Source organism: Bradyrhizobium sp. WSM4873, from assembly GCF_055811355.1.
Genome location: NZ_JBVVPS010000007.1, coordinates 1 through 16,942, shown reverse-complemented (window position 1 = coordinate 16,942; position 16,942 = coordinate 1). Strand labels below are relative to the sequence as shown.

Annotated in this window: 20 protein-coding genes and 1 pseudogene; 6 read left to right on the top strand and 15 right to left on the bottom strand. The window is 62.9% G+C overall.

The window, feature by feature from the left end; genetic code table 11:
* Positions 1-109 precede the first annotated feature (109 nt).
* Together ilvD and AC0L21_RS12425 are read right to left on the bottom strand one after the other, a co-directional pair.
* Positions 110-1,804 (bottom strand): dihydroxy-acid dehydratase, encoded by a 1,695-nt coding sequence (ilvD, locus tag AC0L21_RS12430; protein WP_473261695.1) that lies wholly within the window; start codon positions 1,802-1,804, stop codon positions 110-112.
* A gap of 78 nt (positions 1,805-1,882) precedes the next feature.
* Positions 1,883-2,866, bottom strand: coding sequence for an ABC transporter substrate-binding protein (locus AC0L21_RS12425; RefSeq protein WP_473262124.1), 984 nt, complete (start codon positions 2,864-2,866; stop codon positions 1,883-1,885).
* Positions 2,867-2,974: 108 nt separating this feature from the next.
* Here AC0L21_RS12425 and AC0L21_RS12420 point away from each other — a divergent pair, with 108 nt between their 5' ends.
* A complete protein-coding gene (locus AC0L21_RS12420; RefSeq protein ID WP_473262122.1) occupies positions 2,975-3,958 on the top strand; it encodes an NAD(P)-dependent oxidoreductase in 984 nt (327 codons plus the stop codon).
* Between the two features lie 16 nt (positions 3,959-3,974).
* On the opposite strand, the gene AC0L21_RS12415 is transcribed toward AC0L21_RS12420, so the two are convergent.
* The 7 genes and pseudogenes from AC0L21_RS12415 to AC0L21_RS12385 form a co-directional block, all read right to left on the bottom strand.
* On the bottom strand, positions 3,975-4,529 hold the full coding sequence (locus tag AC0L21_RS12415; RefSeq protein WP_473261693.1) for a flavin reductase family protein: 555 nt from the start codon (positions 4,527-4,529) through the stop codon (positions 3,975-3,977).
* Between the two features lie 9 nt (positions 4,530-4,538).
* Positions 4,539-5,768, bottom strand: a complete 1,230-nt coding sequence (locus AC0L21_RS12410; protein ID WP_473261691.1) for an acyl-CoA dehydrogenase family protein — start codon at positions 5,766-5,768, stop codon at positions 4,539-4,541.
* A 187-nt stretch (positions 5,769-5,955) separates the two neighbouring features.
* A complete protein-coding gene (locus AC0L21_RS12405) occupies positions 5,956-7,224 on the bottom strand; it encodes a CaiB/BaiF CoA transferase family protein (RefSeq protein WP_473261689.1) in 1,269 nt (422 codons plus the stop codon).
* Positions 7,225-7,461: 237 nt separating this feature from the next.
* Positions 7,462-7,890, bottom strand: coding sequence for a GNAT family N-acetyltransferase (locus AC0L21_RS12400; RefSeq protein ID WP_473261687.1), 429 nt, complete (start codon positions 7,888-7,890; stop codon positions 7,462-7,464).
* 64 nt (positions 7,891-7,954) lie between these two features.
* The gene (locus AC0L21_RS12395) at positions 7,955-8,254 is read right to left on the bottom strand and encodes a hypothetical protein (protein WP_247443815.1); all 300 of its coding nucleotides are present in this window, start codon (positions 8,252-8,254) and stop codon (positions 7,955-7,957) included.
* 68 nt (positions 8,255-8,322) lie between these two features.
* Positions 8,323-8,633 (bottom strand): annotated as a pseudogene (locus tag AC0L21_RS12390) (phage terminase large subunit); the annotation flags it as partial.
* Positions 8,634-8,668: 35 nt separating this feature from the next.
* Entirely contained in the window at positions 8,669-8,995 is a 327-nt protein-coding gene (locus tag AC0L21_RS12385) for a hypothetical protein (RefSeq protein WP_473262120.1), read from the bottom strand.
* Between the two features lie 557 nt (positions 8,996-9,552).
* Between AC0L21_RS12385 and AC0L21_RS12380 the strand changes: the two genes are divergently transcribed.
* From AC0L21_RS12380 to AC0L21_RS12370, 3 genes are all read left to right on the top strand, one after another.
* Entirely contained in the window at positions 9,553-9,750 is a 198-nt protein-coding gene (locus AC0L21_RS12380; RefSeq protein ID WP_473261685.1) for a hypothetical protein, read from the top strand.
* 109 nt (positions 9,751-9,859) lie between these two features.
* Positions 9,860-10,204: a response regulator gene (locus AC0L21_RS12375; RefSeq protein WP_473261683.1), complete on the top strand. Its 345-nt coding sequence runs from the start codon at positions 9,860-9,862 to the stop codon at positions 10,202-10,204.
* A gap of 262 nt (positions 10,205-10,466) precedes the next feature.
* On the top strand, positions 10,467-11,990 hold the full coding sequence (locus AC0L21_RS12370) for an FAD-dependent monooxygenase (protein WP_473261681.1): 1,524 nt from the start codon (positions 10,467-10,469) through the stop codon (positions 11,988-11,990).
* Positions 11,991-12,149: 159 nt separating this feature from the next.
* Here the strand turns inward: AC0L21_RS12370 and AC0L21_RS12365 are convergent, their stop codons facing one another.
* Positions 12,150-13,514, bottom strand: coding sequence for a hypothetical protein (locus tag AC0L21_RS12365; RefSeq protein ID WP_473261679.1), 1,365 nt, complete (start codon positions 13,512-13,514; stop codon positions 12,150-12,152).
* Between the two features lie 610 nt (positions 13,515-14,124).
* Here AC0L21_RS12365 and AC0L21_RS12360 point away from each other — a divergent pair.
* Together AC0L21_RS12360 and AC0L21_RS12355 are read left to right on the top strand one after the other, a co-directional pair.
* Positions 14,125-14,325: a hypothetical protein gene (locus tag AC0L21_RS12360; protein ID WP_473261676.1), complete on the top strand. Its 201-nt coding sequence runs from the start codon at positions 14,125-14,127 to the stop codon at positions 14,323-14,325.
* Positions 14,322-14,528, top strand: a complete 207-nt coding sequence (locus AC0L21_RS12355) for a hypothetical protein (RefSeq protein ID WP_473261674.1) — start codon at positions 14,322-14,324, stop codon at positions 14,526-14,528. The genes AC0L21_RS12360 and AC0L21_RS12355 overlap by 4 nt, the downstream gene beginning before the upstream one ends.
* On the opposite strand, the gene AC0L21_RS12350 is transcribed toward AC0L21_RS12355, so the two are convergent.
* The 5 genes from AC0L21_RS12350 to AC0L21_RS12330 all read right to left on the bottom strand — a co-directional run bounded on the left by AC0L21_RS12350 (position 14,522) and on the right by AC0L21_RS12330 (position 16,601).
* Positions 14,522-14,791: a DUF6894 family protein gene (locus AC0L21_RS12350; RefSeq protein ID WP_473261672.1), complete on the bottom strand. Its 270-nt coding sequence runs from the start codon at positions 14,789-14,791 to the stop codon at positions 14,522-14,524. The genes AC0L21_RS12355 and AC0L21_RS12350 overlap by 7 nt on opposite strands.
* Positions 14,792-14,986: 195 nt before the next feature.
* Positions 14,987-15,235: a hypothetical protein gene (locus AC0L21_RS12345; RefSeq protein ID WP_106946526.1), complete on the bottom strand. Its 249-nt coding sequence runs from the start codon at positions 15,233-15,235 to the stop codon at positions 14,987-14,989.
* A 565-nt stretch (positions 15,236-15,800) separates the two neighbouring features.
* Positions 15,801-15,977, bottom strand: coding sequence for a hypothetical protein (locus tag AC0L21_RS12340; protein ID WP_473261669.1), 177 nt, complete (start codon positions 15,975-15,977; stop codon positions 15,801-15,803).
* A gap of 116 nt (positions 15,978-16,093) precedes the next feature.
* Positions 16,094-16,285: a hypothetical protein gene (locus tag AC0L21_RS12335; protein WP_473261667.1), complete on the bottom strand. Its 192-nt coding sequence runs from the start codon at positions 16,283-16,285 to the stop codon at positions 16,094-16,096.
* Between the two features lie 139 nt (positions 16,286-16,424).
* A complete protein-coding gene (locus AC0L21_RS12330) occupies positions 16,425-16,601 on the bottom strand; it encodes a hypothetical protein (RefSeq protein WP_473261665.1) in 177 nt (58 codons plus the stop codon).
* Between the last annotated feature and the right edge of the window lie 341 nt (positions 16,602-16,942).

The following is a 16,942-nucleotide window of genomic DNA, read 5'->3' as shown; positions in this document are numbered from 1 at the left end:
TCATTCGCGCGAACCCTGCGCAACAGGCTTGCTGAACATCCTTCGTCAGCGACGCGAGCTTAGCAAGAAACTTGCCAGGCCATTGGCTGTTTCGGGCAAGTGCGCCGCGTCATCCGAACCAGGGCCATTCCGCGGGCCCCTCATGCGTCACGGCCCCGCCCGGTGCCTGGCCAACCAATCGCGCATATTTGGCGAGGGCGCCGGCACGGTGACGAGGCGGACGCGGCTTCCAATCGTGCCGGCGAGCCGTGAGTTCTTCCTCGTCGACCAGCATATCCATCCGCCGGTTCGCAGCATCGATCCGGATCCTGTCGCCATCGCGTACCAGCGCCAGCGGACCGCCAACGAAGGCCTCGGGAGACACATAGCCGATGCACATTCCGCGGGTGGCGCCGGAGAACCGTCCATCCGTGATAAGGGCCACCTTCTCGCCCATGCCCTGTCCGTAGATCAGCGCGGTGACGCCGAGCATCTCGCGCATGCCCGGGCCGCCCACCGGCCCTTCGTTGCGGATCACGAGAACCTCGCCCGCTCGATAGGTGCGATCACGAACCGCAGCGACGCAGGCCTCCTCGTCTTCGAAAACGCGCGCCACGCCTTCAAAGAACTGGCTCTTCAGGCCCGCGACCTTGATAACCGCGCCGTCCGGACAGAGGTTTCCCTTCAGCACCGCGACGCCGCCATCCGGCATGATCGGCGCGCCAGCCGTGTAAACGATCTCTCCGTCAGGTGCGTTGGCGGTGCCATATTCTTCGGCGATTGTGCGGCCTGTGACAGACAAGCAGCTGCCATCAATATGCCCGCTCTGGATCAGCTCTCGAATCACCACGGCGGCGCCGCCGATATCGTAGACGTCCTTCGCCGTATATTTGCCTCCCGGCCGCAGGTTTCCGATCAGCGGCGTCCTGGCAAAGACCTCGCCGACATCATCGATCGTGAATGCGATGCCGGCCTCGTTCGCGATGGCTGGCAGATGCAGCGCAGCATTGGTCGAACCACCCGTGGCAGCCACAATTGCCGCTCCGTTTTCCAGGGATTTCCGGGTCACGATGTCGCGCGGCAAAGGCCCGCCGCGCTCCAGCATCTCCATGATGAGGCGCCCGGCCCGCCTGGATATCTGCGCACGCTCGGCATAGACACCCGGCACCATCGACACGTTGGGAATGGTGAGGCCCATCGCTTCAGACACCATCCCCATGGTGTTGGCAGTGAATTGGCCGGCGCACGCGCCGATGGTCGGCAGGCAGGCCCGCTCGATCCGCTCGAGCGTCGCGCCATCGATCTCTCCCGTCATGAAGCTGCCGACCGCCTCATAGGAGTCGAGCACGGTCAGGGTTCGCCCGTCCACGCGGCCCGGCAGCGCGCTGCCGCCATAGATGAAAATGGCCGGCACGTTGCACCGGACCATGCCCATCATCACGCCGGGAAGCGTCTTGTCGCATCCGCCGTAACCGATCAGTGCGTCGTAGGCGAGCCCATGCACGACGGCTTCGATCGAGTCGGCAATCAGCTCCCGCGAAAACAGCGAGAACTTCATCCCCTCGTGATTCATGCTGATACCGTCGGAAACCGATACGGTCGAAAACTCGCGCGGCGTGCCGCCGGCCTCCTCGATTCCGGTCTTGGCCGCGGCGACCTGAAAGTCGTGCGTCATGTTGCAGGGCGTCTGTTCGCCCTTCATGCTGACGACGCCCACCATCGGCTTCGCAATCGCAGCGTCGTCGAGCCCCATGGCGCGCATGAACGCGCGGTGCGGGGCCCGGTCGAGACCATCCGTCGTGATCCGAGATCGAAGCTTCTTCATACGTGCATCTTCTTCATGCAACGTCCCGGATCATCCTGGACGCCGCATCCTTCCCGCTCGGTCCATTCGCCCGATCGCCTATTGCAGCGGAGCGACGATCGTCGAATGCTTGAATTGCGCGACATCCAATCTTGGCAGCATCCCGGTCTCCGCATAGATGTCCAGCATCTTCTGGATCGCGGGGAAATTCGGTGCCGCACCAGGATCGCGACCGAAATCATTGTCCTTGAGCAGATAGGTCTCGAGAACCGGAATAGGTGCCTTCAGGACTTCGTTGACGACCTTCAACGTCTCTTCGCGGTTCGCCAGCGCTTTCTTCATGCCGGAGGTAATGTCACGCACGTACGCCTTGACCAACTCCGGGTTCTTGTCGACGAAATCGGCACGGCAGGCTTCCAGGATGTGCACGATGTTCGGCATCGCCTGCGACAGCGAGAACAGTTTGCGCGTGCCGCCCTTTGCCTCCGCGCGTGCGGCGAACGGCTGGTTCATGTTGACTGCATCGACGCGGCCCTGCCGCAACGCATCTTCGGAGACGGCAAAGCCCACCTCGACCAGCTTGATGTCCTTGGCCGGATCGATGCCATTCTGCTTCAGCAACAGGTTGAACGGGCCCTGGGTGCCGCCGCCGATCACGGAGATCCCGACCGTCTTGCCTTTGAGATCGGCGATCGTCTTGATCGGGGAGTCGTCCATGACAGCCCAGTAGACCGAGAAACCACCGGCCTTCTCGAAGACATGCTGCGCCACGATGTAGGCTTTGAGGTTGCCGCCAACCACGCCGTTGGCGAGCGACAGCGGCGCCTGGGTCGCGCAATCCAGCACACCCGCCGCCAACGCCTGCGTCATCGGAGCGGTGCCCTGAAACTGGGTCCATTCGATGTTGTAGGCCTTGCCGATGTTGGGAAACTCAGCCGGGCGGCGCATCATCCAGTATTTGGATTCCTCGGCCGGGATCGTCCAGCCGACGCGAATCGTCTGCTGCGCCCATGACGAGCCTGCGCTCGCGCTCACGGCCGCTGCCGCCCCCAAAGCCAGGATCCACTTCGAAACGGTTCGCATCATGCCCACTCCGCTGCCAGGCGCCGACCGGCGCCATCCAACCCGACCGCGGCAAATGTTTCATGGTTCAAACAATCAAGCAAGCCATGCAGGCCGAGCGGTTTCGTGGTGGGATACGCCCTATATGGTAGTGCAGCGTCGCGCAGCAGCAGATGGAGGCAACCTATGGCTGAGACAAGCAAGACAAACCCGCAAGGCGTCGAGCGGCTCGGCTATCTCGGCCTTGGATTGATGGGGACACCGATGAGCCGGCGGCTGCTCAAGGCCGGCCATCAGGTCACTGTCTGGAACCGTTCGGAAGGGAAGATGGCCGCACTCGTGGAGGACGGTGCCAGGCGCGCAGACACCCCCCGTACCTTGATGGAGAGCTCGGACATCGTCTTCATGTGCGTGACGGATGCGGCCGCCGTGGAAGAGGTGATCTTCGGACCCGCGAGCATCTCAACTGCGCCCGGCGCGGGCAAGCTCGTGGTCGACTTCTCGTCGATCCATCCTGATGCCGCACGGGACCTTGCAACGCGATTGTTAGCTGCGAACGGCGCGGGCTGGATCGATGCGCCGGTCTCCGGTGGTACCAAGGGCGCCGAGGAAGGCACGCTTGCCATCATGGCCGGCGGAAAAGCCAGCGATATCGAGCGGGTCCACCCCTACGTGCTGGCTATGGCACGAAGGTTCACCCACATGGGCCCGACCGGCGCCGGCCAGACCACGAAGCTATGCAATCAGGTGATCGTCGGATGCGCGATGGCTGTTCTCGCGGAAGCAACTCGCCTCGCCGTGAACGCCGGAATTGACGCCGACCGGTTGCCCGAAGCACTCGCCGGCGGCTTCGCGGACTCCATTCCGTTGCAGCTGTTCGTGCCGCGAATGGTCCAGGGCATTCACTCACCGCCGCTTGGTCACATCGCTACAATGCTCAAGGACCTCGATACGGTCGCCGACGTCGCTCAGACCACGTCGACGCCGGTCCCCATGGCCTCGCTCGCAGGACAACTTTTCAGGCTCGCCAAGGCCGCGCGAGGCGCGGACGCGGATGCGCTCGAAATCTACAAGCTTTCGGCAGGGTGCGCTGAACCCTCGACCGCGAGCTGAAGCACGCCTGGAGTGACTACTTGCGCTCGTCGTCGGCGAGAAATCGGCCAAACGCACCCCGCGCGAAGAGCAGCGGCTCCTTCGCATTGTAAGTATAGGCCTCGACCGCTCCTAGAAAGATCACGTGGTCGCCGCCGTAATAGCGATTGACCGAGCGGCATTGAAAATTGGCGACGCTCTCGGCGAGCACCGGCGCGTTGCCGAGGCCGGGCGTCCAGTCGACGCCGGTGAACTTGTCCTCAGACGATTTAGCGAATTTGCTCGCAAGCGCCTGTTGCGAAACGCCAAGAACGTTGACGGTAAAATGACTGGCGTTCTGGAAGATGGTCAAGCTGGAGGAATAGACGACAAGGCTCCAAAGAACCAACGGAGGATTCAGCGAGACCGAGGCAAACGAATTGCAGGTCAGGCCATAGGGCTTGCCGTCAGGCGCCGCGGCTGTGATGATCGTCACTCCCGTGGCGTAGGTGCCAAGCGCGCTGCGAAAATCGCGGGGATTGATCGGCGAGCTGTCGCTCGCGAGTTCGTTTGCCGGATCGGGAACGGCCGGCTGCTTCGGCAGATCATTCATCGGCCGGCCTCACAGCGTGAGATTCTCGGACGGCAGGCCCAGCGCCACGCGTCCATAATTGGTTCCGGCCGCATCGAAATTGAATGCTAGATGCGAATTGATCGCGTGCGCATCGCGGAATTGCCGCTGCAAGGCGCCCGTCGTGAACAGGCCTCGCGCTCCGCTCGCGGCAAACAGCATCGACACCGCATCCGTGCAGAAGTTTACTGAAAAAGCACCGTCGCGCCGATATCTGGTCTTGGTCGCCATATCGGGGATACGACCCCGCCGTGCATCCTCCATGGCATTAAGACAGGCCGAGCGCATGATCAGGCGTGCAGCGTCGATCTTCGCCGAGGCCTCGGCGATCTTGATTTGGGTGCTTTGAAAGTCGCTCAGCTTGGCGTGGTTGTAGGTGGAAATGCGATGACGGACGACCTCCGCATAATCGTCGAGACACGCCTGCGCGTTCCCCAGCGCGACGCCGGAGAGGACGTAGGGAAACAGCGAGAACACCGGAAGCGCATACAGCGGGTTGGGATTGCGCTTGCTTCCCGGCGTCGGGCCGCCGTCGAGATCGCCGACCGCGACCGTCATATCGTCGGGCACGAAAGCGTCCCTGACCTCCACGTCGCAAGACCCTGTCCCCCGCAGTCCCGCGACATTCCAGGTGTCGAGGACGTTGTAGTTGGCTTTCGGCAGCAGAAATATCCGATACTCGATGCCGTCTGCCTCGTCGTCGGAGTAGACGACGCTTGCAAGCATGTTCCATGCGCAAGAGGCAACGCCCGAGGAGAACGGCCAGCTGCCATGGAGCCGGTATCCGCCCGCGACTCTCGTGGCACGCCCGGCCGGAAAAATGAACGAGGACGCGATCAGCGCGTCCGGGTCACGGCCCCAGACCAGATCCTGCGCCGTCGGCTCGAACATGCCGAGCATCCAATGATGGCTCGCCAGATTGGCCAGATTCCATGCCACCGAGGCATCTGCTTGTCCGAGCAGGTCCGCGCAATCGATCAAGGCGACATAGTCGAGTTCTGCGCCGCCAATGCGCCTGGGCTGAAGCATCCGGAACAGGCCCGCGTCGTGCAGATCCTTCTCCGTTTCGGGCGGCAGATGCCGCAACTCCTCCGTCCGCGCCGCCCGCTCTCGCAGCCGTGGGACGAGCGCACGGGCCTTCGCGACCATTGCCGCATGGGCAGTTTCATCGGATTGCGCCGCCGCGGACCGGCCCACGCTCGGCTCTTGACTAGGCGCCATTCGTATCCCTCGCTTCACGCATTTATGCGGCTGGAACATCGCCAAATCAAGCCAAGGCCGCGCTGGCCGGGTATGGTCGCCCTGAACCCGGCTGCCAGGAAGGATGCGATGTCGCGAAGGCGCCGACATCGCCAAGCCGTGATCCGCAAGCCGCGCGAGGCCTGGCCTGTACGATCAACGCTCAGGCTCAGCCCGACGTCGCGGGTTTGCCCGAGCCAAAGACACCCTTTTGGGCGAACTGCGATATCCGACGTTCGTCGTAACCGAGCGTATCACGCAACACCTGCTCCGTGTGCTCGCCCAGCAACGGAGCAGCCACAGGATCAACCGGGCCGGTCAAGCTCATGGCAATCGGCGGCTCGATGTTCGGGACCCACTCTGCCGTACGATGTGGAATCCGGTTCAAGCGATGGCGCGCTCGCGCCTCCGGTGCATTGAACCCCTCCTCGACCGTCCGGAGATAGCCGACCGGGATATTGGCCAGCTTCATCTTGGTCATCCAGTTCTCGAGAGTATCGCTCGCAAAGACCTCCGCGATGGCTGCCCGCAGAAGCTCCTTGTGCTCGGAACGCGCCTTGCGCGAGGCAAACTGCGGATCGGTGATCAGATCCGGCCGGTTCAGCACTTCAACGACCAGCCGGCGATAGAGCCGGTCATTCGCGCAGGCCATGTAAAGCGGTCCATCGGAGGCCTCGTACACGCCGACGGTAGGAGAGCCACTCGGCGAATTACCAAACCGGCCGGGATTTTCGCCGTTGATCAGATAGGCCATGCCATAGAAGCCGGTCATACCCATCGCGACGTCGAACAGGGCGACCTCGACATGCTGGCCGCGACCGAGCCGATCCCGCGCCAACAGCGCCATCAGGATGGCGTTGCAGGCAGACATCCCCGTCGCCATGTCCACGATGGGCGGGCCGGTGCGAACCGCAGGGCCATCAGCAAATCCGTTGAGCGACATGAAGCCGCTTTCCGCCTGCGTGATCGGATCAAAGCCGGGACGCGAGGCAAACGGTCCGGTGCGGCCGTAGGCGGAGATCGAGCAATAGACCAACCGCGGATTGAGCGGCGCAACCGTTTCATAGTCGAGGCCAAATTTCTTCATGACCCCGCTGGAAAAGTTCTCGACGACCACGTCGGCCTTGCGAATCAAATCCAGCGCAATCTCACGAGCCTCCGGCACGGTAAGGTCGAGCGTGATGCCGCGCTTGTTGCGATTGAGGCTCAGATAGGCAGCACTCTCTCCACCGATCTCGGCGTGCTCATACGCACGCGTGTCGTCGCCCCCGTCTGGATTCTCGATCTTGATGACGTGCGCGCCGAAATCAGCAAGCGTCTGCGTACAGGCTGGGCCAGCAACCACACGCGTGAAATCGACGACCAGCAGACCGTCGAGCGCGGTAGGCGCCCCCGTCGCGCGCGACGAACGTTCCGGCAATTGAGGCTTGGTGGGCATCGACGGCGCTCCCTTACATCGGCTTATGGTTGCCGAATTTCCTGCAGGAGCAAACTTAAAGCCCGGCACCGCTGACTTCGCAAGTCCTTCGCCCGCATCGCTTCAATACGCAAAAAGGGCCCGGCAGCTGTCAGGCTGCCGGGCCCTTGAACGTCCGTGTTGCGCTTCATCTCGTGCGAACCATTCTTACGTTGCGTGAATCACGTTCCGCACCACGGGAAACTTCGCTCCATTCGCTCAGCAAAGCGCCTTTCGCCAGTAAAGCGTATGCGACCAAGCCCAGGGCACATGAGGTTCAAAGAGCCGATAGCCCGCCCGGATGAAATTATTGGCAGACACCGGATTGTCCGTCGTATCCGAGACGATGCTGTCCCATCCAATACGCCGTGCCCTTGCCTCGATCACCCGCATCAGCCTGCACTGGAGGTCACGTCCCCGGTGCCGCTGCAACACACCGACCCTGGAGAAATAACCGCCATTTCGAATGTGCGTTGACGGCACGACACCGGCGAAGGCTACTGGCTCATCGCCGTGATAGGCAAGCCACCACGTCCCTAACTCAAATTGTGGCAAGGGAGCCGCATCGAAGAACGTCGACTGATGCAGGTCGGCCAATGTATCGACGATGTCGTCATCGGATGCATCGACGATGCGAATTCTGTACATGGGACGGTCCATTGGAGACGAAATGAACGTGAGTGGAAGTGCAGAATGTCGTGCCGATTGAGGCTCACTTGCCCAGCACGACCTTGACACCTAGCCAAACCGCGCCCATCAGCCCGGTGGCGATCACCGTAATGACGGCTTTGAAGGTGTAGCTCTGCGCCTGCTCCACGCTCGTTCGCCATCGGCGCAGGTGCTGAAAATCAGCCCTCAGCTCCTTTCGGTCGTCATCCTCGATTCCGAAAGACGCCAGCACCGACGCCACCGTCCTCAATACGATCGCATCGATATTCGCTTGCTGAAGCCTGTGTTGCTCAGCCAGCGTCTCGGCAACGATCGCCCTGATCTCGTCATCTGGCATCTTCACCGCTTGATGATCCTCGCAACATTCTCGAAGCCGCGCTTGGCGAAGTAGAAGGAGACAACCAGATTGGCCTGAAGCCCGCGAAAGATGATCAACCCGTCGCCAGGCGTTCGATTTTGTCGCTGAACAACTGGAAGCCCTGGCCGAGACCAAGACTTGCGATCTTGCCCTCGATCAGCCGCTTGGATGACTGCGCCAGCGTCCGCTGCGCCTCGCGGATGCAGACCGCCAGCGTGCCGCGCTCGGCCTGGCAGGTCTCGACGAGAAGCTCGCCGAAAAAATGCGATTTGCCCGAGCCGCGCCCGCCGTAGACGCCCTTGTAGCGGGCGGGCTTGAGCAGCGGCTCGAAGATCTTGGCCGTCGGAATTTTCAGGATGGACAATGGATGCGCTCGCTCACCCTTTCACAGCCGCTGGCTCAGGCGTCGCGCCCAGCGGTGCCGCCAGCCGCACTCCCCGGATACACGATGATCCGCTCGATCCGGTGAATCAATTCCAGCACGCCATCCTCGCCGTTCTCGATCGGCTGCGCCGCCTTGCCCCAGCCGCGATCGAGGATTGCATTGGCGGCCGAGACACGGGCGGCCGGTGTCGCGTCGTCGCTGCGCATGATGCCGACCAGCACCCTGAGCGCGGTCCTGGTGTGGCTCCGCGCCAGCGAGCGGATTTCGGTCAGGGTGCGCGCGCTGGACGTCTTCCGTCGCGCAGGCGCGCGGACCGGCTCGCTCACGAGGGCAATTTCCATGTCCTCGCTCAAGACAACGTCTCCCACAGCGCGATTGCAACCAGGCCCGCGAGCGCGAGCGATATCAGATAGGCGGTCATCGTCTCTCCTTGAAAAGAAATGCGCGGCAGATCGCGAATGAGGCGCGATCGTTTCGGGCGCGAACCCTATCTCCGCATCCGGAGACCGCAGCGGCGCGAGCACATTGCTCGCGCCGCGGGCCGGCACGTTCGCGCGTGCACGGCCAGCAATGGTACGGACGGCGGCACGCCGATCGGCGCTCCCTCAACGCGTTTCAAGCGAGTGCGTGGCCGTGATGCGTGGGCCGCCGTCCGATTCCGAAAATGGGATACGAAAAAACCCGCGGCGGATGTTGTCCCGCGCGGGCGTTGCGAACTTTTCGATGATGCCACTATGCCAGTGTTTTGCCCGACGGGTCAAGCTCTATTTCGATTTTTGCGAATTAAAGCAGACGGAGACCTTCGGGAAACCATTTCCAATCAGGCTGCCGGCGTCCCCCGACGTATCAACGAACGAACCGTCCCTGCCCGCGTTAAGCCGGTCAGGAGGATCGACCAATGACACTGAACATGATTCCGAAAACATCGCGAGACTTGCCCCGCCAGAAGCCGCATATCGACAAGGAGCGCGACACACAAGAGGCCATCGTTGAAGACGCCGGCGAGACCGAGGACAACAACCGCGATCTCGTGCATGGCGAGGGCGGTACCATCGACCTTCCCACCAGGCCCGGCGATCTGTCGAAGGACGATTAGGCCGCTCCGCGAGCGGCGCGACGTGTAAAACATCGCTCATTCGACCACGCCGTGCCGGAACTTACGCCAAGGCGGCCGCGTTTATTCCTTCAGGAAGGAACGTTGTGCGATGAGCCATACCGTACTGGTTGTTGACGACGATCCCGGCGTGCTCGACGTCATCGTCGACATGCTGGAAGATCTCGGCTGCGACGTCATCAGCGCCAATAGCGGCCCGGATGCGCTCGACCGACTCGCGCAGAACCAGGATATCTCCATCCTCATCACCGACATCAACATGCCCGGCATGGACGGTCATGAACTCGCCGAGCTGGCCAGACGCCGCCGCCCGGAACTGAAGATCCTGCAATTGTCGGGGCGTGAGCCCCGGCGCGACGGTCTCCCCATGATCAGGAAGCCGTTCTCGTTCGAGGAACTCGCCAGCACCATGCAGCGGACCACCGGCATCTGCTGAAGGTCGCAGGCCCCCGCAAAAAAAACGCCGGAAAGCGCAAAACCCAAAACAAAACCCGCGTCGGATCGCCTCCGCGCGGGTGAACCAAACTCTTTTCGATGATGGCATTATGCCGGTGTTTTGCCCGACGTGTCAACGCGGCGAACGCGGACAAAAGGTTCTCTCTCTCCCCACTCAGATATGTGGTGTGCGACGGGCTTGCTTCAAGCCCCCGCCCCTGCCGTAGAACCCTCGACCCGAACACCATCCCGAGGGGTCTCACATGCCTGTACTGTTTCCGACGTCCCGAACGCGCGACCACGCCAGAACGGCCGGCGCTCGCCACGAAGACCACGCCGTGGTGATCGCCGGCGCTGGCCCGACCGGCTTGATGCTGGCCGCCGAGCTCGCGCTGGCGAATGTCGACGTCGCCGTGGTCGAACGGCGCGCCGATCAGGAACTGGTCGGCACGCGCGCCGGCGGCTTGCACGCGCGCAGCATCGAGATCCTCGACCAGCGCGGCGTCGCGGATCGTTTCCTGCGCGAAGGGCAAATCACGCAGCTCGCGGGCTTCGCCTGGACCAGGCTCGATATCAGCGACCTCCCCACCCGGCACGCCTACGGGCTCACGCTGCGGCAGAGCCACATCGAGCGCATCCTGGCCGACTGGGTCAGCGAGCTCGCGGTGCCTATCTATCGAAACCGCGAGGTGACGGGTTTTGCGCAGGACGAGACCGGCATCGACGTGACGCTCTCCGGCGGCGAGACCTTCCGCGCAAACTATCTGGTCGGCTGTGACGGCGGTCGCAGCCTGGTGCGCAAGGCCGCCGGCATCGACTTCGCAGGCTCCGAGCCGACGCTGAGCAACCTCATGGCCGAAGTCGAGATGCGCGACGAGCCCGCATGGGGCCTGCGCCACGACGCGCTCGGCTTTCACGGCCTCAGCAAGACCGAGAGCGGACGCGTGCTGGTGGTCGTGACGGAAGCGACGCTCGATCGCACCGGCGCGCCCGGCCCACGCGATCTCAGCGACGCCCTCGTCGCCGTCTACGGCACCGATTTCGGGCTCCACAACCCGTCCTGGATCTCCCGCTTCACCGACGCGGCACGGCAGGCGGTGTCCTATCGCAAGCGTCGCGTGCTGCTCGCGGGCGATGCCGCGCATATCCATCACTCCGTCGGCGGGCAAGGCCTCAACATTGGCGTGCAGGACGCCGTCAATCTCGGCTGGAAGCTCGCGCAAGTGGTCAAGGGCCTGTCGCCCGAAAACCTGCTCGACAGCTACCACACTGAGCGCCATCCTGTCGCCGCGCGGACCTTGCGCAACACCATGGCGCAAATCGCCCTGCTCCGCCGCGGCGAGGACGGCCTCAAGGCCGCGCGCGACATCGTCGCCGAACTGCTCGCGATGGACGCGCCGCGCCAGCGTTTTGGCGCGATGATGAGCGGGCTCGATTTGCACTATGATCTCGGCAAAGGCCACGCGCTGCTCGGGCGCCGCATGCCCGATCTCGATCTGACGGTCGAAGGGCGTCCGCTGCGGCTGTTCACGCTGCTGCACGGCGCGCGCGGCTTGCTGCTCGATTTCGGCAAGAAGAACAGTTTCGATACCGCACCATGGGCGGATCGGATCAAAACAGTGGATGCCGAATACGACGGCGCTTGGGAGCTTCCGGCCATTGGACTGGTCGCCGCGCCCAAAACCGTGCTGGTACGGCCTGACGGGCATGTGGCCTGGGTGGGAGATGAGAACCGACGCGGACTCGCGGAGGCGATGACGAGGTGGTTCGGACCGGCTTCAGCTTGAGGCATGAACGTCCGACGCTCCGTCGAAACAAAGAAACTCGCGGAATTCCGCGGGCTTTAACTAGACACCTTTTTCGATGATGCCATTCTGCCAGTGTTTTGCCCGACGTGTCAAACGACAGATCTCGAACAACATTCGCACGTCTCTATAGACCGCATTTTACTCGGGCCCACGCAACGGCCGTATCCAGCGCGCGTACCACTGCTCAGCGTCATTGTGCGAACTGCCTCCGCCATCCACTCCAAAGATCGGTGGCGGGATGAAATAACTCTGGTCATTCGCAAATGGGCCGATCGTCCTGCTCGGCTCCGGCTGTCGGCTGTCAGCGGTCGGCACGGTCCAGTTGCCAAACCGATCGTTGAATTCCGTGGAAGGCAGATAGGGGACTGGCGCACTTCCCGACGTGAAAACGCTGCCCGCATTCGACTCATTGACACGGGCGAGACGGCGGACCTCTTCGGGCGCGATAGCCCCAGCACCAGGGGCAACTGGCGCTTCAATTCCGCTCGAAGACTGAGCGGGTGTGGCACCGTCTGCCGCTTCGGTCCATTGAGCGAAACGATCGGTAAAGGTGCTCGCCCGCGCGGAATTTTGGTCGAGCGAGTTGTCCGATGGTTGCTGCGCACCAGAGTGTGATGCCGATACGGCAGATACTCCGCTCTCTTTTCCGCTGGCGGGCTCGGCGCCAGCGGCAGAACTCGCCGCCCCCGTCAGCCCAAGAGCCCCCGCGATAGGCAGCCAAGCCGGTAAGAGCGGCAACAATTCGGGTGCGACCATCGCGCCCCCGAAAATCGCGAGTCCGCGCAAAACAGCCGGGCGGTCGGCAGGATCGTAGGGGAGATTATGCGGGTCAGGTCCCATCAATAGCGATCCGTCCGAACGCCTCAGCAGATCGCCAGTCTCCGGATTGAATTGCAGAACTTGCGGAGGCGGCGGCATCGCCGTGCTGGGAGGCAGTTTGCCGAGCCGCTGCTCATCTGGGCTAGGCAGCGGAAATGCCGGTACTCCGCCTGCGAAGCGTGGATCGCTCCGCGCAAACCCTTCCGTTGCGTTCAGACCAGCAAGGGAAGGCGAACTGTAGCCTGGCAGCGGTGGAAACTCGCTCGGGTTGACTGATGTCGAGCCGGGTATACGAAAGATGCTTGAGGAGGGATCGGTAGGCGCGAACTTAGACCGCAACCACGTCCCGTCCAGATCCTGATTGTTCGCAGTTATGTTGACGCCAGGATTTCTGGCTATCACCTCATCTAACTGTTTCTGTCTCTCCGGGTTGCTCAAGAAGAGCAACCATTTAATCAGATGGTCCAAACCGGCATCCGCACCTCTTTGCTCAAGCTCTCTGATTCTCTTGAGCTGTTCTGGGTATTGACTGAGATAGGCCTTGTCGTCTGTCAAGACCTTCGCGACACCGCGATCAACCTCCTCTTGCGTTTTACCAATCGGCACATTTGTGTGGAGATCACCGTTCATAAACCCAACGCGCATTGCATCGATGAGCCTGTTGCGCGTCTTCGTTCTCCGCAACGTCAGTTGCCAGCTCCGGATGTCGCGCGCGAAGGGCCTTGGCAACCGCCGACATGTCCGGCGTTGCCGGCGTGTCCAACAGGACCAAAGCGAACAGTGAATTGCTCATCGGCTACCCCACAGAAATTTTGGGAGCGAGACCAGATGCACTCGCTCTTCGCCCAAAGGTTGAATTTTTAATTTCTAGAACAAAACACGAACAACGTCAACTCATCCTCTCGCCCGCATCGGTTGGCGGGCCACGCGCACGTTGTTCTTAGCGCGATCCCCCGCGCGTGATCATCATCGGCTTTACTGCGCTGAGCTCGGCAACGCTCGAGCCGGCGCAGAGATCTCACATCCCGTGCTGATCATCCGGCGCGTCCCTGCCCGCGCGAACTCAGCTCGCTTCTGTCCAAAAGTGAACATTGCAATCGCAAGCACTCAAGTTGAGCAAGTCCCTCAACTGGCTCAACCCGCTCTCGCAATTTAATCCGCCGACATATCATATGATGTGTCTCTCCCGCAGACGAGGGAGTTAAGATTTATCCATCACCGCAAGGCGATTGGCATCGACCGGTGATGCGACCGCCGAAATTGCTCCCGCCCCACACGAACGAGGGAGACGTGCATGCCGACACGACGACGTTTCAAGCAGACCACGACACTCACCGAACGCCTCGCCGAGGAGGCCGCGCGGCTTCGCGCGGAGGCGCGCACGCTGGCGCCCGGGCAGCACCGCGAGATGCTGCTGCGCCGCGCGCGGCAGGACGAGACCGCCATGCACATCGACGCCTGGCTGCAGTCGCCCGGGCTGAGGGCCCCGACATGACCCTGCAATATCGCGCTTATCTCGTCGGCGACAACGGCGTGTTCCGCTCCGCCGAAGCGTTCGAGGCCGCCTCCGATGCGAACGCCCTCACCTTCGCGCAGCAGTTCACGCGGCACGGCAAGGTCGAGGTCTGGCAGCTCGGCCGCAAGATCGCCGTGCTCGAGCCCGAGTCCTCCGCGCCGGAATTTCTCACGCGTCAATGATCGCGTGATGCGGAGGGTGTCCTGAAGGTCTCGAACGCGAACGAGAACTTGACCTGCATCACGGGACCTTCGGCATCGCGAACGTCGATCGCCATGGTCTGCCTGCCGCCCGCGGCAGGCGTGGACAGGATGGCATCGCGCGCCATGTCCGCGACCGATTTGGCGGCCTCCGCCTGAACGGCGCGCAAGCTGGCCAGCTCCAGCCCTTCCTCGTCGAGCGCTACACCGGTGTCGTCGCGCAGGTCGAAATAATATCGGGGCATTGCAGCATCCTTTGCCCGTAACAGGTCCGAAACGGCCAAAGGGTTTCCGGCGGCGGCGAAAAAATCTGGTGGAATCAACAGGTTCCGGGAACTCCGACCTCCCTCCGCGAGCGCGACGCGGAAGTACCTGGTGTCGCGTGCCTGCCCGGTCTCTTGAGGAGATGGAAGCGAGAGGGGCGAACGACATTCGGCCCTTCACTCCTCGGCAAGCTTCCCGACGATATAGGCATCCACCGTTTCGGCGAACGAGCGCTGCACACCAACCGCAGTCCCATGCTGGTCGAGCGCGTCGCGCTGGAGCACGCGCAGGCCGCGGCCGCGCATGCAGGCCGGCGCCGTGTTCAGATATTGATCGATGGCGCCTGTCGCGAGCGGGATGGCCTTCGGGTCGCCCCTTGCGATCAGAAGCCGCAAGAGGCTCTGGCATTCGGCCAAACCTGGCATGGGATCAGCGCCTCACGCGCGCGATTTCGCCGGCCGCTTGACCGGCTGGGTGTGGGTGCCGAACAGCGCCAGCAAGAACGCGACTTCTTCCTTCGAACCAACCTGGATACCGACCTGGATCATGATGATCTCCTTCTCGCCAGGTTGGTCGGGCACAGTGGGCGGGGCGTTCGAGACAATCTGGTTTCAGCACTGTTTCAGGCGTGTTTCATCGCAGCGCGCCATGGCGGGCCAGCAAATTAGGAACTGCTTTTGGGATCAAGAAGTTATTCGGGCGTCGGTCCGGATGCACGACCGGCTACCCCCCACGGCCTCAGCTCGCCCCCCGGGCTGGGGCCGTTTCTTCCCCGCGCAAATTCAACGCGAGCGGGCCAGGTTCTGGTCTCGCCTGGGCTTCTCCCAGGACAGCTTGTTGCAGCCGGAGCACCGGAAGATGGCAATCGCCCCCTCGGGTGAACTCACCGCGTCGATGAATGTCATGGGTTGGTTGCACGCGGCACATATCGGCCGCTGCCTGCTGTCTCGGTTCGCCATGCGCGCAAACGCGGGACAGAGCAGGAGGTTGCTATCGTTCTGGAGGTTCAGGGTGCCAGATCTTCGGAACCTGTTGCTGAAGCAGTGAGATCGATGCCGCTATCTGCTCCCGCGAACGACGCAGCAATTGTCGTGTCGCCTGGCTTGCATCGAGCTGGTGCATTTTCTGCCGGTCGAGATCCGTCTCGAATTCCTCGCTGGTGAGCATGACAAGCTCCCGTGTTCCTGCTCCATTCGCAGCGTACGCCGGGAGGCGATCGAGGACCGTTCAAAAGTGAACGCAGAGCGCGAAGCTCGCCTGCGGGGTTTCGACCCAGCCGGCCTTCAGGGTCCGCGCTTCTGGGTGACGAGGCGCAGCGCGATGCCGTGCTGCCAGGCGCGCACCCTCACGGCGGCTTCGCTGCGACCAAGCTCGCCGGCGATCTCGTCCGGCCGCCAGCCGGCTTCGGCCAGCGCCTTCAGCCGCGCGTGCTCTTCCGCTGTCCACTTCTTCAACAACGGGTAGCGTGATTGCATGGTCGGAAGCTGTCTCGTGCCTTGCGTGGTCGATGCAGGCGACAAGCGAGCGAAACGGGCGAAGTTCCTATCCGACATTGCCATGCGATGTGGTGCGCGCCATCCCGCAAGTCGGCTGACGCCGAGGACAAGGCCGCGCTCAGATCCAGACGTCCTCGCGGCACGACTCGCAGCGATAGATCAGGACCGAGCAGTCGCGGCTCACGTCGAAGATCGACGTCAGGAAGCGCGTGCCCCTCTCGCATTTGGGACAGGCCGGCCCTGGCTTGAAATGCTGATCCGGCCTCGTTGCCGGGCTTGGCTGTTCGCGGCTCATCTCATCCCTCATTGGACGACTGAGTTCCTAAGTGCCAAAGTGGACATTCGTTCCAACGGCGCGGGCGGCGCTTCTGATAGAGCGGGGGCCTAGCCGCCCCACGATGGCGTGCGCTTCTCGTCGGCTTTGTCCTGAACCATCAAGCGGGTTTGTCCTGAACGATCAAGCCGGCTTGCTGTTGGCGGGTCCCCCCCCCCCCGGGGGGGGGGGGGGGGGGGGGGGGGGGGGGGGGGGGGGGGGGGGGGGGGGGGGGGGGGGGTTTTTTGGGGGGGGGGGGGGGGGGGGGGGGGGGGGGGGGGGGGGGGGGGGGGGGGGGGGGGGGGGGGGGGGGGGGGGGGGGG

Coding starts and splice junctions, on each gene's coding strand:
- ilvD (WP_473261695.1), bottom strand. CDS start 1,804: ATGAAGAAGCTTCGATCTCGGATCACGACGGATGGTCTCGACCGGGCC.
- AC0L21_RS12425 (WP_473262124.1), bottom strand. CDS start 2,866: ATGCGAACCGTTTCGAAGTGGATCCTGGCTTTGGGGGCGGCAGCGGCC.
- AC0L21_RS12415 (WP_473261693.1), bottom strand. CDS start 4,529: ATGAATGATCTGCCGAAGCAGCCGGCCGTTCCCGATCCGGCAAACGAA.
- AC0L21_RS12410 (WP_473261691.1), bottom strand. CDS start 5,768: ATGGCGCCTAGTCAAGAGCCGAGCGTGGGCCGGTCCGCGGCGGCGCAA.
- AC0L21_RS12405 (WP_473261689.1), bottom strand. CDS start 7,224: ATGCCCACCAAGCCTCAATTGCCGGAACGTTCGTCGCGCGCGACGGGG.
- AC0L21_RS12400 (WP_473261687.1), bottom strand. CDS start 7,890: ATGTACAGAATTCGCATCGTCGATGCATCCGATGACGACATCGTCGAT.
- AC0L21_RS12385 (WP_473262120.1), bottom strand. CDS start 8,995: ATGGAAATTGCCCTCGTGAGCGAGCCGGTCCGCGCGCCTGCGCGACGG.
- AC0L21_RS12380 (WP_473261685.1), top strand. CDS start 9,553: ATGACACTGAACATGATTCCGAAAACATCGCGAGACTTGCCCCGCCAG.
- AC0L21_RS12375 (WP_473261683.1), top strand. CDS start 9,860: ATGAGCCATACCGTACTGGTTGTTGACGACGATCCCGGCGTGCTCGAC.
- AC0L21_RS12370 (WP_473261681.1), top strand. CDS start 10,467: ATGCCTGTACTGTTTCCGACGTCCCGAACGCGCGACCACGCCAGAACG.
- AC0L21_RS12360 (WP_473261676.1), top strand. CDS start 14,125: ATGCCGACACGACGACGTTTCAAGCAGACCACGACACTCACCGAACGC.
- AC0L21_RS12355 (WP_473261674.1), top strand. CDS start 14,322: ATGACCCTGCAATATCGCGCTTATCTCGTCGGCGACAACGGCGTGTTC.
- AC0L21_RS12350 (WP_473261672.1), bottom strand. CDS start 14,791: ATGCCCCGATATTATTTCGACCTGCGCGACGACACCGGTGTAGCGCTC.
- AC0L21_RS12345 (WP_106946526.1), bottom strand. CDS start 15,235: ATGCCAGGTTTGGCCGAATGCCAGAGCCTCTTGCGGCTTCTGATCGCA.
- AC0L21_RS12340 (WP_473261669.1), bottom strand. CDS start 15,977: ATGCTCACCAGCGAGGAATTCGAGACGGATCTCGACCGGCAGAAAATG.
- AC0L21_RS12335 (WP_473261667.1), bottom strand. CDS start 16,285: ATGCAATCACGCTACCCGTTGTTGAAGAAGTGGACAGCGGAAGAGCAC.
- AC0L21_RS12330 (WP_473261665.1), bottom strand. CDS start 16,601: ATGAGCCGCGAACAGCCAAGCCCGGCAACGAGGCCGGATCAGCATTTC.